The sequence below is a fragment of the Citrobacter sp. H12-3-2 genome (genome assembly GCF_009649895.1).
GTDB lineage: Bacteria > Pseudomonadota > Gammaproteobacteria > Enterobacterales > Enterobacteriaceae > Citrobacter > Citrobacter portucalensis.
In genome coordinates, this window is the sequence record NZ_CP045837.1 from 4,074,560 (window position 1) to 4,090,677 (window position 16,118).

Here is a 16,118-nt window from a genome sequence, read left to right on the forward strand (position 1 = left end):
TTATGACAACTTTCAGGATACATCATTCACTTTTTATTCACATCCAGCGCGAAACTCGCTCGGACTGGCACCGGTACATTTTTTGAAAACACGAGAGAAATAGAGCTGGTCGTCAAAACCAACATTGCGACCTACGGTGGCGATAGGCATACGTGTGGTACTCAGCAGTAGCTTCGCCTGGCTGATGCGCTGGTCCTCGCGCCAGCTTAATACGCTGATCCCCAACTGCTGACGGAACAGATGCGACAAACGGGAAGGCGACAGGCAGACGTGCTGCGCGACGCTGGCGATATCAAAATTGCTGTCCGCCAGGTGATCGCTGATGTACTGGCAGGCATCGCGAACGCGGTTGTCCATGGGCGGGTGTAGCGATTCATTGATGGCTTCCATACGTCGGAGCAACAACTGCTCCAGTAAATTAATCGCCAGCAGTTCAGAATAACGACCTTCTCCCTGCCCGGCGTTAATTATTTGCCCAAACAGCTCGTTAAAATGCGGCTGATGTGCTTCATCCGGGCGGAAAAAACCGGTCTGGCCAAAAATGGCCGGCCAGGTCAGCCACTCCTGCCAGTAGGCGCGCGGGCGAAAGTAAACCCACTGGTGATACCACTCGCTGGCATCAGGATGGCGCCCGTAGTGGTGAATTTCTCCGGGTGGAAACAACAGAATATCGCCAGGCCGGCAGACAAACTGCTTGCCCTGATTATTGATAACCCCTTCGCCACGGATGGTGAGATTGAGGATATAACCCTTCATACCCAGCGGCCTGTCGATAAAAAAATCCAGGTATCCGTTCGCCTCAATGGGGGTTAATCCGGCCACCAAATGCGCGTTAAACGAATAACCTGGCAACAGGGGATCGTTTTGCGTTTCAGCCATAATTTCAATACTCCCTATGTCCTGCCAAGAAACAATTTGTCCATATTACGCCAGACATCATCGCTGTCGCCCCTGCGGGCCGCTGTATTTGCGGCAATGGACCACCAACCCCGCTTGTGAAAAGCTCTTTGTAAAAAACATGTACTACGCCAACGTCAAAATCGGCTAACAAAAGTGTCTATAACTACGGCAGAAATGTCCACATTGATTATTTGCACAGCGTCACACTTTGTGATGTCACAGCATTTTAGTCCATAAGATTAGCGGATCCTGCCTGACGGTTTTTATCGCTACTCACTACTGTTTATCCATACCCGTATTTTTGGATGGAGTAAGACGATGGCGATTGCAATTGGCCTCGATTTTGGTAGTGATTCAGTACGCGCTTTGGCGGTGGAATGTGCCACCGGCGAAGAGATCGCCACCAGCGTTGAGTGGTACCCACGTTGGCAGGAAGGGCAGTATTGCGATGGCCCAAACAACCAGTTTCGCCATCATCCGCGCGACTACATTGAATCCATGGAAGCGGCGCTGAAAACCGTCCTGGCCGAACTGAGCGCTGAGCAACGCGCGGAAGTGGTCGGGATTGGCGTTGACAGTACCGGCTCAACCCCGGCACCCATCGATGCAGACGGTAATGTACTGGCGCTGCGTCCGGAGTTCGCGGAAAACCCGAATGCGATGTTTGTCCTGTGGAAAGATCACACCTCAGTAGAAGAAGCCGAAGAAATCACCCGCCTGTGCCATACACCGGGCAAGATCGATTACTCCCGCTATATCGGTGGCATTTATTCCAGCGAATGGTTCTGGGCCAAAATCCTGCATGTAACTCGTCAGGACCACGCAGTTGCCGAAGCTGCGGTTTCGTGGATTGAGCTATGCGACTGGGTTCCAGCCCTGCTCTCCAACACCGTACGCCCACAGGATATTCGCCGCGGTCGCTGCAGCGCCGGGCATAAATCCCTGTGGCATGAAAGCTGGGGGGGTCTGCCGCCAGCCAGTTTCTTTGACGAACTCGACCCCATCCTCAACCGCCATCTGCAATACCCAATGTTTACCGATACCTTCACCGCGGATCTGCCGGTTGGCACCCTGTGCGCCGAGTGGGCACAGCGTCTGGGGCTACCGGAGAGTGTGGTGATTGCAGGCGGTGCTTTTGACTGCCATATGGGCGCGGTCGGCGCAGGTGCACAGCCTAACACGCTGGTGAAAGTCATCGGCACGTCAACCTGCGACATTCTGATTGCCGACAAGCAAAGCGTTGGCGAGCGTGCGGTGAAAGGCATTTGCGGCCAGGTTGATGGCAGCGTGGTGCCGCATTTTATCGGTCTGGAAGCGGGGCAATCTGCTTTCGGCGATATCTATGCCTGGTTTAGCCGTGTATTGAGCTGGCCGCTGGAACAGCTTGCCGCGCAGCACCCGGAACTGAAAACACAGATTAAAGCCAGCCAAAAACAGCTGCTGCCTGCACTCACCGAAGCATGGGCGAAAAATCCGTCGCTGGATCACCTGCCGGTGGTGCTCGACTGGTTCAATGGTCGTCGTACGCCGAATGCCAACCAGCGTTTGAAAGGCGTCATTACCGACCTGAATCTGGCAACCGATGCGCCAGCGCTGTTCGGTGGTCTGATTGCCGCCACGGCCTTTGGCGCACGCGCCATCATGGAATGCTTCACCGAACAAGGCATTGCGGTTAACAACGTGATGGCGCTTGGCGGTATCGCGCGCAAGAACCCGGTCATCATGCAGGCCTGCTGTGACGTGCTGAACCGTCCGCTACAGATTGTCGCTTCAGACCAGTGCTGCGCACTCGGTGCAGCTATCTTCGCCGCCGTTGCCGCGAAAGTACACGCCGATATCCCTGCCGCTCAGCAGCAGATGGCAAGCGCCGTGGAAAACACGCTGCAACCTCGCCCAGAGCAGGCTCAACGTTTTGAACAGCTTTACCGCCGCTATCAGCAATGGGCGATAAGCGCTGAACAGCAATACCTTCCGACTGCCGCTCCGGCGCAACAAGCCCCGGTAGACCTGGCAACCCTGACACATTAAGGACACGACAATGACGATTTTTGATAACTATGAAGTGTGGTTTGTGATTGGTAGCCAGCATCTGTATGGCCCTGAAACCCTGCGTCAGGTAACCCAACATGCCGAGCACGTCGTTAACGCACTGAATACTGAAGCCAAACTGCCCTGCAAGCTGGTATTAAAACCGCTGGGCACTTCCCCTGACGAGATTACCGCTATCTGTCGTGACGCGAATTACGACGATCGCTGTGCAGGGATGGTGGTCTGGCTGCATACCTTCTCCCCAGCCAAAATGTGGATTAACGGTCTGACTATCCTCAACAAACCGCTGATGCAGTTCCACACCCAGTTCAATGCCGCACTGCCGTGGGACAGCATTGATATGGACTTTATGAACCTGAACCAGACTGCGCACGGCGGTCGTGAGTTCGGCTTCATCGGCGCGCGTATGCGTCAGCAGCATGCCGTGGTCACCGGTCACTGGCAGGATAAACAAGCGCACGAACGCATTGGCTCCTGGATGCGCCAGGCCGTGTCCAAACAAGATACCCGCCACCTGAAAGTCTGCCGTTTTGGCGACAACATGCGTGAAGTTGCGGTCACCGATGGCGATAAAGTCGCTGCGCAGATCAAGTTCGGCTTCTCGGTAAACACCTGGGCCGTGGGCGATCTGGTGCAGGTAGTGAACGCAATTAGCGACGGTGAAATCAACGCGCTAATCGATGAGTACGAAAGCACCTACACCATGACGGCGGCGACGCAAGTCCACGGCGAAAAACGTCAGAACGTCCTGGAAGCGGCCCGTATTGAACTGGGGGTGAAGCGCTTCCTGGAACAGGGCGGATTCCACGCCTTCACCACCACATTTGAAGATTTACACGGACTGAAACAGCTCCCTGGTCTGGCCGTACAGCGTCTGATGCAGCAAGGCTACGGCTTTGCGGGCGAAGGCGACTGGAAAACCGCCGCTCTGCTTCGCATCATGAAGGTGATGTCAACCGGTCTGCAGGGCGGCACCTCATTTATGGAGGATTACACCTACCACTTCGAGAAAGGCAACGATCTGGTGCTCGGCTCGCACATGCTGGAAGTGTGCCCGTCCATCGCGGTGGAAGAGAAACCGATCCTCGACGTACAGCACCTCGGCATTGGTGGTAAAGACGATCCTGCCCGTCTGATCTTCAACACCAAAACCGGCCCGGCAGTGGTTGCCAGCCTGATCGATCTCGGCGATCGCTATCGCCTGCTAGTTAACTGCATCGACACGGTACAAACGCCGCACTCCCTGCCAAAACTGCCTGTCGCTAACGCACTGTGGAAAGCTCAACCGGATCTGCCAACCGCTTCTGAAGCCTGGATCCTTGCCGGTGGCGCGCACCACACCGTGTTCAGCCACGCGCTGGATCTGAACGATATGCGCCAGTTCGCTGAAATGCATGATATCGAGATCGCAGTGATCGATAACGATACCCGCCTGCCGGCCTTTAAGGACGCGCTGCGCTGGAACGAAGTGTATTACGGCTTCAAACGTTAACAACTGCCGGATGACGGCGTAAACACCTTATCCGGCCTACAAGAATGTGCGATTTGTAGGCCGGATAAGCGTAGCGCCATCCGGCAAGATTCATCGGAGAGCATCATGTTTGAAGATCTCAAACGTCAGGTACTGGAAGCCAATCTGGCGTTGCCTAAGCACAATCTGGTCACCCTGACCTGGGGGAACGTCAGCGCCGTCGATCGCGAGCGCGGCGTGTTTGTGATTAAACCTTCGGGAGTCGATTACAGCGTAATGACCGCCGACGATATGGTGGTAGTCAGTATCGCCACGGGTGAAGTTGTTGAAGGTACGAAGAAACCTTCCTCAGATACCCCAACACACCGTTTGCTGTATCAGGCGTTCCCGACCATTGGCGGCATTGTTCACACCCATTCGCGCCATGCAACCATCTGGGCACAGGCGGGTCAGTCGATTCCGGCAACGGGGACCACCCATGCGGACTATTTCTACGGTTCGATTCCCTGCACACGCAAAATGACCGACGAAGAAATCAACGGCGAATATGAATGGGAAACCGGTAACGTAATCGTTGAAACCTTTGAAAAACAAGGTATTGACGCCGCACAGATGCCTGGCGTGCTGGTGCACTCTCACGGTCCATTTGCCTGGGGAAAAAATGCCGAAGATGCGGTGCATAACGCCATCGTGCTGGAAGAAGTCGCCTATATGGGGATCTTCTGTCGCCAGCTCGCGCCGCAGTTACCGGATATGCAGCAAACCCTGCTAGATAAACACTACCTGCGCAAACACGGTGCAAAAGCGTATTACGGGCAGTAAAAAAATAAGCGCGCAGATAATCTACGCGCTCCTTTATAGTTATTCGCTATAATATTCGGCGAATGAACCTTGGTATACACAATCATTTGAACAGATATAATCAATTACATTATCATAGTGTCCATGAGCCTTATTTCCTTCCAGACAATGGAAAAAGACATAATCTGTAATGGTCGCCTGCCACTTCTGCCCGTTCAGCAGATAATTAATCACTGTATCTTTGTGCCCCTTACTTTTGTCATTACCCTGCCAGTGAAAAAAAGCGCTACCATTTTCAATAATTTCAGCATTCCACAACTTACCGTCCCATGTTTTATATAAAATATACTTGCTCACAGTTTTAATGGCTGGATTAGAAATCATTGTGTTAACAAACATATAGTTCTGATATTTAATGCCAAGCTGATGTTTGGAAAGAACGTTCATAAAAACTCCATTTTTTCAAAATCAATATCAAAAGGACAAAAAAATGCACAAGCCATCGAAAAAATAAAATTATATTCACAGAGAATTTCCCGACGAAATTGAATTGAAACTGCTTATTTAGAGCAATAACAACCCCATTTAAATATATTATATTTAAGATGATGGCCCAAACATTTCGAATGAAAGTTTTACACTAACAGCTAATAAAAACAAATAAAAATATAATTTTTTTACTAATCCGAGAAATATGTAGCAAAATCAAATGAGCACTATTCCTAAAAAACAGAAAAAGTATGAAAACGAACTTGTAATTAACAATTAAAACATAAACAACGTAATTAATGGAAACTAATGTACAAATACCAGCTATAACATATCTATCTGTAGCCTATCAAAGCTATTTGATTCATATATTGCATATGAAGATAACATTGTCAGGTAGGAATAATTATTTTACTCAGGAAAGCGTATTTCGGGCAGTAACCTCTTCTGAGCATTACAACTGTATAAAATCACAGCTAATCTATCAGAACCAGGCTATAATAATGCCTGGTTTTTTGACGGATACGCAGCGTGGCGCAAGCAGGTTTTATTTTAACCCGGCACTGGCGGGACACCCCGCAGGGAACTGAGGTCTCATTCTGGCTGGCTACAGACGATGGGCCGCTGCAGGTCACGCTCGCGCCTCAGGAGTCGGTCGCGTTTATTCCCACCAGTCAGGTTCCTCGCGTAATGTCATTATTACGCACTGAAAACGGCTATCGCCTGAAATCGCTGCAATTGCAAGACTTCCACCGCCAGCCTGTTTCCGGACTGTATTGCCGCTCACATCGCCAGCTCATGCGATTGGAAAAACTGCTGCGCGAAAACGCAGTCACCGTCTATGAGGGCGACGTACGCCCACCTGAGCGGTATCTGATGGAGCGCTTTATCACCTCCCCTGTTTGGGTCGAAGGCGACAGACATAATGACATGCTGGTGAATGCCCGCCTGAAGCCGAACCCTGACTATCGACCACCGCTAAAATGGGTATCGCTGGATATCGAAACCACGCGCCACGGCGAACTCTATTGCATCGGTCTTGAAGGCTGCGGGCAACGTATTGTCTACATGCTCGGCCCGGCAAACGGCGACGCCTCTACGCTTGATTTTGAACTTGAGTACGTTGCAAGCCGCCCGCAGTTGCTGGAAAAACTCAATGACTGGATTGCCCGTCACGATCCTGATGTGATAATCGGCTGGAACGTCGTGCAATTCGATTTACGCGTCCTGCAAAAGCACGCCGAACGTTACCGCATTCCCCTGCGTTTTGGCCGTGATAGCAGCGAGCTTGAGTGGCGCGAGCATGGCTTCAAGAACGGCGTATTCTTCGCTCAGGCTAAGGGGCGCCTGATTATCGACGGTATTGAGGCGCTAAAATCCGCGTTCTGGAATTTCTCGTCATTTTCACTGGAAACGGTATCGCAAGAGCTGCTTGGCGAAGGGAAGTCGATTGATAATCCGTGGGACAGAATGGACGAAATCGACCGTCGATTTGCCCAGGATAAGCCCGCGCTTGCCACCTACAATCTCAAAGACTGTGAGCTGGTCACGCGCATTTTTCACAAAACCGAGATCATGCCATTTCTGCTGGAACGATCGACGGTCAACGGTCTGCCGGTCGACCGGCACGGTGGTTCAGTTGCCGCCTTCGGACATCTCTACCTGCCACGAATGCACCGGGCGGGTTATGTGGCGCCGAATCTGGGTGAAGTCCCCGCGCACGCCAGTCCCGGCGGCTACGTGATGGACTCGCGCCCGGGATTGTACGACTCCGTACTGGTGCTGGATTACAAAAGCCTGTATCCCTCAATAATTCGTACTTTTTTAATCGACCCGGTGGGGCTTATCGAAGGGATGGCGCAGCCGGATCCGGAACACAGCACCGAAGGTTTCCTTGACGCCTGGTTTTCACGCGAAAAGCACTGCCTGCCTGAAATCGTTACTCAGATCTGGCACGGGCGCGAAGAAGCAAAACGCCGCGGCAATAAGCCACTCTCGCAGGCGTTGAAAATCATCATGAACGCATTTTACGGCGTGCTGGGCACCACCGCCTGTCGCTTTTTCGACCCGAGACTGGCCTCGTCCATTACCATGCGCGGCCATGCGATCATGCGCCAGACCAAAGCGTTAATTGAGGCTCAGGGTTACGATGTCATTTATGGCGATACCGATTCCACCTTTGTCTGGCTGAAAAAGGCGCACTCAGAGGACGATGCAGCCCGAATTGGTCGGGAACTGGTGAGCTATGTCAACACCTGGTGGGCGCAATCGCTGAAGCAACAAAATCTGACCAGCGCGCTGGAGCTGGAATTTGAAACCCATTTTTGTCGCTTTCTGATGCCGACCATTCGCGGTGCAGATACCGGCAGTAAAAAACGCTATGCGGGGATGATTCAGGACGGTGCTGAGCAACGTATGGTGTTTAAGGGACTGGAAACGGTACGAACCGACTGGACGCCGCTAGCCCAACAGTTTCAGCAGGAGCTATACCTACGAATTTTTCGTAACGAACCTTATCAGGAGTTTGTTCGTGAGACTATTGACCGTCTGATGGCTGGTGAAATGGATGAACAACTGGTGTACCGCAAGCGCCTGCGCCGCCCGTTAAGCGAATACCAGCGAAATGTTCCACCACACGTTCGTGCCGCGCGACTCGCCGATGAGCAGAATGTAAAGCTGGGGCGTCCACCGCAGTATCAGAATCGCGGAACCATAAAATATGTCTGGACGGTCAATGGCCCAGAACCTGTTGATTATCAGCTATCTGCGCTCGATTACGAGCATTATCTGACCCGCCAGATCCAACCCGTTGCTGAGGGAATTCTTCCCTTTATTGACGATAATTTTGCTACACTACTCACAGGACAACTGGGGTTATTTTGACGCGTGACGAAACCGCCGCCATCCAGTACCATAGCGCCCTTTCCATTCCTGGACCCATTTAACACCACTACCACTGATTTATTAGCCTGGTAGCGGGGTCGTATGCTCTCAATAACGGGGATTAGCCCGGAAAATGACGAGTATTGCCTGCAATTAAAGATATAGAGCCGAACATATATGCCTTTTACACTTGGTCAACGCTGGATCAGCGATACAGAAAGCGAATTGGGACTTGGTACTGTTGTCGCCATGGATGCGCGAACCGTCACTTTACTTTTCTCATCGACGGGCGAAAACCGTCTGTATGCGCGCAGTGATTCCCCCGTGACCCGCGTGATGTTCAATCCTGGCGATACGATAACAAGCCATGAAGGCTGGCAACTGCATGTCGATGAAGTAAAAGAAGAAAACGGCCTGCTTGCCTATATCGGAACCCGCCTGGATACCGAAGAAACCGGAGTCATGCTGCGTGAAGTACTGCTCGACAGCAAACTGGTATTCAGCAAACCACAAGATCGCCTGTTTGCCGGCCAGATTGACCGCATGGATCGCTTTGCTCTGCGCTATCGCGCCCGTAAATTTCAGAGCGAACAATACCGTATGCCGTGGAGTGGGTTGCGTGGTCAACGTACCAGCCTGATTCCTCACCAGCTGAACATTGCCCATGATGTTGGCCGTCGTCATGCTCCTCGCGTTTTACTGGCAGATGAAGTGGGTTTAGGTAAAACCATTGAAGCCGGGATGATCCTGCATCAACAACTGCTGTCCGGCGCCGCAGAGCGCGTGCTGATCATCGTCCCGGAGACATTACAGCACCAGTGGCTGGTCGAAATGCTGCGCCGTTTCAACCTGCGTTTTGCGCTGTTTGATGATGAGCGTTATGCAGAAGCGCAGCACGACGCCTACAACCCGTTTGAAACCGAACAACTGGTCATCTGCTCGCTGGACTTTGCCCGTCGCAATAAACAGCGTCTGGAGCACCTGTGTGACGCCGAGTGGGATCTGCTGATTGTCGATGAAGCCCATCACCTGGTGTGGAGCGAAGACGCGCCCAGCCGCGAATATATGGCCATTGAACAACTGGCAGAACGTGTGCCGGGCATCCTGCTGCTAACCGCTACACCGGAGCAGCTGGGCATGGAAAGTCACTTTGCACGCCTGCGCCTGCTGGACCCGAGCCGTTTCCACGATTTCGCCCAGTTTGTTGAAGAGCAAAAAAATTATCGTCCGGTCGCCGACGCCGTCGCCATGTTGCTGGCAGGTAACAAGCTGAGTAACAATGAGCTGAACATGTTAGGCGACATGATTGGCGAGCAGGACATTGAGCCGCTATTGCAGGCGGCAAACAGCGACAGCGAAGACGCCCAGAGCGCGCGTCAGGAGCTGGTTTCGATGCTGATGGACCGCCATGGCACCAGCCGTGTGCTGTTCCGTAACACCCGTAACGGTGTAAAAGGCTTCCCGAAACGCGAGCTGCATACCATCAAGCTGCCGCTGCCGACCCAATACCAGACGGCGATTAAAGTCTCCGGCATTATGGGCGCGCGTAAAAGTGCAGAAGACCGGGCGCGCGACATGCTCTACCCGGAACAGATTTATCAGGAATTCGAAGGTGACACCGGCACCTGGTGGAACTTTGACCCGCGCGTGGAATGGCTGATGGGCTACCTGACCAGCCACCGCTCGCAAAAAGTATTAGTTATCTGTGCAAAAGCCACCACCGCGCTTCAGCTGGAGCAGGTTCTGCGCGAGCGCGAAGGTATCCGCGCTGCCGTATTCCATGAAGGGATGTCGATCATTGAGCGTGACCGCGCCGCAGCATGGTTTAGCGAAGAAGATAGCGGCGCCCAGGTAATGCTGTGTTCTGAAATCGGCTCCGAAGGGCGTAACTTCCAGTTCGCCAGCAATCTGGTGATGTTTGACCTGCCGTTCAACCCGGATCTGCTGGAACAGCGTATTGGCCGTCTGGACCGTATTGGTCAGGCGCATGATATTCAGATTCACGTTCCGTACCTGGAAAAAACCGCGCAATCTGTGCTGGTGCGCTGGTACCACGAAGGTCTGGATGCGTTCGAACACACCTGTCCGACCGGCCGTACTATCTATGACACGGTCTATAACAATCTGATCGGCTACCTGGCTGAACCAGAAAATACCGAGGGCTTTGACGATCTGATCAAAACCTGCCGCGAACAGCATGACGCGCTGAAAGCACAGCTAGAGCAAGGTCGCGATCGCCTGCTGGAGATCCACTCTAACGGCGGCGAAAAAGCACTGGCGCTGGCTGAGAGTATTGAAGAACAGGACGACGATACCAGCCTGATCGCCTTCGCCATGAACCTGTTTGATATCGTCGGTATTAATCAGGATGACCGTGGCGACAATTTAATCGTGCTGACGCCGTCCGATCATATGCTGGTGCCGGATTTCCCTGGGCTGCCGGAAGATGGCTGCACCATTACGTTCGAGCGCGATGTCGCCCTGTCGCGTGAAGATGCCCAGTTTATTACCTGGGAGCATCCGCTGATCCGCAATGGTCTGGATCTGATCCTCTCCGGCGACACCGGAAGCAGCACTATTTCGTTGTTGAAAAACAAAGCATTACCTGTTGGTACACTGCTGGTTGAGCTGGTCTATGTTGTTGAAGCGCAAGCGCCGAAACAACTGCAGCTAAACCGCTTCCTGCCACCAACGCCGGTACGCATGCTGCTGGATAAAAACGGCAATAACCTTGCTGCACAGGTTGAGTTCGAAACCTTTAACCGTCAGCTCAGCGCCGTTAACCGCCACACCGGCAGCAAACTGGTCAACGCCGTGCAGCAGGATGTTCATGCCATTCTGCAACTCGGTGAAGCGCAGGTGGAAAAATCTGCCCGCGCGCTGATCGACGCAGCGCGTAAAGAAGCTGACGAGAAGCTGACGGCAGAACTTTCCCGTCTCGAAGCGCTGCGTGCCGTTAACCCGAACATCCGTGATGACGAACTTAGCGCAATTGAAAGCAACCGTCAGCAGGTGATGGAAAGCCTGGATCAGGCGGGCTGGCGTCTCGATGCCCTGCGCCTGATCGTCGTGACGCATCAGTAACGGAGCCATACATGGGGATGGAAAACTACAATCCGCCGCAGGAACCCTGGCTGGTCATCCTGTATCAGGATGAGCACATTATGGTGGTCAACAAGCCGAGTGGCTTGTTGTCTGTGCCAGGTCGTCTGGATGAGCACAAAGACAGCGTGATGACACGTATTCAGCGCGATTATCCGCAGGCTGAATCCGTGCATCGTCTGGATATGGCAACCAGCGGCGTGATTGTAGTCGCGCTAACCAAAGCGGCAGAGCGCGAGCTAAAACGCCAGTTTCGCGAGCGCGAACCGAAAAAACAGTATGTCGCACGCGTCTGGGGGCATCCTGCTCCGGCCGAGGGTCTGGTTGATTTACCGCTGATTTGCGACTGGCCAAACAGGCCAAAGCAAAAAGTATGTTATGAGACCGGGAAATCGGCGCAGACCGAGTATGAAGTTGTGGAGTTCGCGGCGGATAACACCGCCCGGGTCGTGCTCAAACCCATTACCGGACGCTCCCACCAGCTGCGTGTGCATATGCTGGCTTTAGGGCATCCTATCCTGGGCGACCGCTTCTATGCTCCGCCGGAAGCTCTGGCGTTAGCGCCGCGCCTGTTGCTGCATGCAGAGATGTTAACCATCACGCATCCCGAATACGGCAACAGTATGACGTTTAAAGTCCCGGCAGATTTTTAAATTCTGAGCCAATTTATGCCGGGGGCGCTTCGCTTGCCCGGCCTACGTTAATGAATGTAGGCCGGATAAGGCGCTAGCCGCATCCGGCAATTCAATCACTTGAATCCTTTTTGATCCTTAATCAGCTCGTAAGCTTTTTGGATTTCCTGCGCTTTTTGCTTCGCCATTTCCATCATCTCTGGCGGCAGACCTTTCGCAACCAGTTTGTCCGGATGGTGCTCGCTCATCAGCTTACGGTAAGCCCGCTTGATGGTGGTCGCATCGTCGGTCGTTTTCACACCCAGCACATTACAGGCGTCTTCCAGCGTCGGGCCGCGTTGCGCCTGCTGCCAGCCACCGCCGCCAGACTGCTGCTGATATCCGCCGCCAAACTGTGCGCCGCCCTGCATCATGCGCAGGAACTGATCAAATTGGGTGCGTGAGATCCCCAACTCTTCAGCAATCACATACAGCACTTCACGTTCGTTAGGATGCAACGACCCATCAGCAAATGCCGCCTGGATCTGAATCTCCAGAAACATGCGGATCAGATCGAATCGACCAAAACAGACGCTGCGAAACTGACGCATCTTTTCACGTAATGGGTAATTATCCGATTTTCCTACCCGGAAGGCATGTTGTGCAGCCGTTCGCGAGTCACCGTGCAAATTCATCCGATCCATCAACTGGCTGGCGATATGTATATCGGCTTCCGTGACGCGACCTTTGGATTTGGTCAGATGTCCCATCACCTCAAAAGTGGTGGCAAAAAACAGCGCCTGGCGTTCACGTTGGTTGGCAAACCACGCCATTTTGCGCATGCGGGCTTTGTCGAACATGTGGCCAACTAACAGCCCCAGAACCACACCCCAGAAGCCGCCGCCCATCATTAAGGCCACGGCTACACCAATTATCTTTCCCCAATACTGCATAGACTCCCCAAATCTTTCCGCTCTCAGCAAGGCTATGTCCCACAATATAAGGTGCTTTTACCGATTTACGGCTGCGGTCAATTGTGGGACATCGCCTATAATTTGCATTATCATACCTGTCATTCAATGCCGTGCCTAACACCACAAACGCTATACCCGTTGGATTTCGAGTTGCAGCAAGGCGGCAACGTAGTGAGTCCCCTGGAGCTTACCCATGTAAGTGACTGGGGTGAACGAGGAAGACAACGAAGATGCAGCTTGAAAGGTGGCGGGTATAAAATGGGCAGGATTAATACTAGCGAAGTGAAGATGAGATAAGTTAGGCTGTGACCGTTTGTCACGCGCGACGCTACTGATGATGGAACAATAAATACAACGTATGAAAAAACGTATTCCCACTCTTCTGGCCACCATGATTGCCAGCGCCCTCTATAGCCATCAGGGCCTGGCAGCCGATCTCGCCTCACAGTGTATGCTGGGCGTGCCGAGCTATGACCGTCCTCTGGTACAGGGCGAGACTAATGAGTTACCCGTCACCATCAATGCCGACAACGCAAAAGGGAATTATCCCGATGACGCTGTGTTTACCGGCAACGTGGATATCGCACAGGGTAACAGCCGCCTGCAGGCCGACGAAGTACAGCTTCATCAGAAGCAGGCTGAAGGCCAGCCGGAGCCAGTACGTACCGTCGATGCGTTGGGCAATGTCCATTATGACGACAATCAGGTTATTCTGAAGGGACCGAAGGGCTGGTCCAATCTGAATACCAAAGATACCAACATCTGGGAAGGTGATTACCAGATGGTCGGCCGTCAGGGGCGCGGGAAAGCCGACCTGATGAAACAGCGTGGGGAAAACCGTTATACCATTCTGGAAAACGGTAGCTTTACCTCCTGTCTGCCAGGTTCAGATACCTGGAGCGTCGTCGGTAGCGAAGTTATCCACGACCGTGAGGAACAGGTCGCGGAGATCTGGAACGCCCGTTTTAAACTGGGTCCGGTTCCGGTCTTTTATAGTCCTTATTTACAGTTACCCGTCGGCGATAAGCGCCGTTCCGGTTTCCTGATCCCGAACGCAAAATATTCCACCAATAACTATTTTGAGTTCTATCTCCCGTATTACTGGAACATTGCGCCCAATATGGACGCCACCATCACGCCGCATTATATGCACCGTCGTGGCGGCATCATGTGGGAGAACGAATTCCGCTATCTTACCCAGGCGGGCGCAGGCCTGATGGAGTTCGACTATCTGAACTCCGATAAAGTGTACGAGGATGATAACCCGAAGGATGACAACTCACGCCGCTGGCTGTTTTACTGGCGGCACGCTGGCGTCATGGACCAGGTGTGGCGTTTCAACATCGACTACACCAAGGTCAGCGACACCAGCTACTTCAATGATTTCGATAATAAATACGGTTCCAGTACCGACGGCTATGCCACGCAAAAATTCAGCGTTGGCTATGCGGTACAGAACTTTGACGCCACGGTCTCGACCAAGCAGTTCCAGGTCTTCGATGCCGCAAACAGTAACAGCTACTCTGCGCAGCCGCAGTTAGACGTCAACTACTACCAAAATGACGTCGGTCCGTTTGATACCCGTATTTATGGCCAGGCGGTCCATTTCGTCAATACCAATGACAACATGCCGGAAGCAACGCGTGTTCACCTGGAACCGACGATCAATCTGCCGTTGTCGAATAACTGGGGCAGTATCAATACCGAAGCGAAGCTGCTGGCAACGCACTATCAGCAGACCAACCTGGATTGGTACAACAGTAACCCGAAAAATACCAAGCTGGATGATTCCGCCAACCGCGTCATGCCGCAGTTTAAAGTCGACGGCAAGATGGTATTCGAGCGTGACATGCAAATGCTGGCGCCGGGATATACCCAGACGCTGGAGCCGCGCGCGCAGTACCTGTACGTCCCATACCGCGACCAAAGTCATATCTATAACTATGACTCATCCCTGCTGCAATCTGACTACAGTGGCCTGTTCCGTGACCGCTCTTATGGCGGCCTGGACCGTATTGCGTCCGCCAACCAGGTAACGACCGGGGTCACATCTCGCGTTTATGATGACGCGGCCGTTGAACGTTTTAATATTTCTGTGGGTCAAATCTACTATTTCACCGAGTCTCGCACTGGCGATGACCATACAGAATGGGAGAATGACGACAAAACGGGCTCACTGGTATGGGCTGGCGATACCTACTGGCGCATCTCCGATCGCTGGGGTTTACGCAGTGGGATCCAGTACGACACGCGTCTGGATAGCATCGCAACCAGCAATAGCAGTATCGAATACCGCCGCGACGAAAACCGTATGCTGCAATTGAACTACCGTTATGCCAGCCCAGAGTATATTAAGGCCGCTGTACCTTCACGTGATGTAACTAACGCCCAGTATGAAAACGGGATTTCGCAGGTGGGCGCGGTGGCAAGCTTCCCGATTGCTGAGCGTTGGTCGATTGTTGGTGCTTACTACTTCGATACCAAGGTGAACAAAGAAGCAGATTCAATGCTGGGCTTACAGTACAACTCCTGCTGTTACGCCATTCGCTTCGGCTACGAGCGTAAGCTGAACGGTTGGGATAATACCCAGCAACACGCGATTTATGACAACACGATCGGCTTTAATATCGAACTGCGCGGTCTGAGCTCCAACTACGGTCTCGGCACCAACCAAATGCTGCGTTCGAACATTTTGCCGTATCAAAGCTCTTTATGATCTGATTTATTGATACCCAATGGATTTCGAGCTGTATTGAGGCGGCAACTGAGAGAATCCCCAAGAGCTTACATAAGTAAGTGACTGGGGTGAGTGACAAATCTGTCAGGAACAGATTTGAA

The 16,118-nt window shown here is 52.7% G+C and carries 10 protein-coding genes; 7 read left to right on the forward strand and 3 right to left on the reverse strand.

Annotated elements, in window-relative coordinates; genetic code table 11:
- Window positions 1-33: 33 nt before the first annotated feature.
- Window positions 34-879 (reverse strand): arabinose operon transcriptional regulator AraC, encoded by an 846-nt coding sequence (araC, locus tag GHC22_RS19420; protein ID WP_003829586.1) that lies wholly within the window; start codon window positions 877-879, stop codon window positions 34-36.
- Between the two features lie 339 nt (window positions 880-1,218).
- Between araC and araB the strand changes: the two genes are divergently transcribed.
- The 3 genes from araB to araD all read left to right on the forward strand — a co-directional run bounded on the left by araB (window position 1,219) and on the right by araD (window position 5,242).
- A complete protein-coding gene (gene araB / locus GHC22_RS19425; RefSeq protein ID WP_153753742.1) occupies window positions 1,219-2,928 on the forward strand; it encodes a ribulokinase in 1,710 nt (569 codons plus the stop codon).
- A gap of 10 nt (window positions 2,929-2,938) precedes the next feature.
- Entirely contained in the window at window positions 2,939-4,441 is a 1,503-nt protein-coding gene (gene araA, locus GHC22_RS19430; protein ID WP_153753743.1) for an L-arabinose isomerase, read from the forward strand.
- 105 nt (window positions 4,442-4,546) lie between these two features.
- The gene (gene araD / locus GHC22_RS19435) at window positions 4,547-5,242 is read left to right on the forward strand and encodes an L-ribulose-5-phosphate 4-epimerase (RefSeq protein WP_153753744.1); all 696 of its coding nucleotides are present in this window, start codon (window positions 4,547-4,549) and stop codon (window positions 5,240-5,242) included.
- A gap of 39 nt (window positions 5,243-5,281) precedes the next feature.
- Here araD and GHC22_RS19440 read toward each other — a convergent pair whose 3' ends face one another.
- Entirely contained in the window at window positions 5,282-5,668 is a 387-nt protein-coding gene (locus tag GHC22_RS19440; protein WP_048236147.1) for a DUF4751 family protein, read from the reverse strand.
- Window positions 5,669-6,241: 573 nt separating this feature from the next.
- Between GHC22_RS19440 and polB the strand changes: the two genes are divergently transcribed.
- The 3 genes from polB to rluA all read left to right on the forward strand — a co-directional run bounded on the left by polB (window position 6,242) and on the right by rluA (window position 12,348).
- Window positions 6,242-8,593, forward strand: a complete 2,352-nt coding sequence (polB, locus tag GHC22_RS19445; protein ID WP_153753745.1) for a DNA polymerase II — start codon at window positions 6,242-6,244, stop codon at window positions 8,591-8,593.
- Between the two features lie 177 nt (window positions 8,594-8,770).
- Window positions 8,771-11,677 (forward strand): RNA polymerase-associated protein RapA, encoded by a 2,907-nt coding sequence (rapA, locus tag GHC22_RS19450; RefSeq protein WP_048236149.1) that lies wholly within the window; start codon window positions 8,771-8,773, stop codon window positions 11,675-11,677.
- Window positions 11,678-11,688: 11 nt separating this feature from the next.
- On the forward strand, window positions 11,689-12,348 hold the full coding sequence (gene rluA / locus GHC22_RS19455; protein ID WP_003018849.1) for a bifunctional tRNA pseudouridine(32) synthase/23S rRNA pseudouridine(746) synthase RluA: 660 nt from the start codon (window positions 11,689-11,691) through the stop codon (window positions 12,346-12,348).
- Between the two features lie 95 nt (window positions 12,349-12,443).
- On the opposite strand, the gene djlA is transcribed toward rluA, so the two are convergent.
- The gene (gene djlA, locus GHC22_RS19460; RefSeq protein WP_008786173.1) at window positions 12,444-13,259 is read right to left on the reverse strand and encodes a co-chaperone DjlA; all 816 of its coding nucleotides are present in this window, start codon (window positions 13,257-13,259) and stop codon (window positions 12,444-12,446) included.
- 379 nt (window positions 13,260-13,638) lie between these two features.
- Between djlA and lptD the strand changes: the two genes are divergently transcribed.
- Window positions 13,639-15,996, forward strand: coding sequence for an LPS assembly protein LptD (lptD, locus tag GHC22_RS19465; protein WP_153753746.1), 2,358 nt, complete (start codon window positions 13,639-13,641; stop codon window positions 15,994-15,996).
- The last annotated feature ends 122 nt before the right edge of the window (window positions 15,997-16,118 follow it).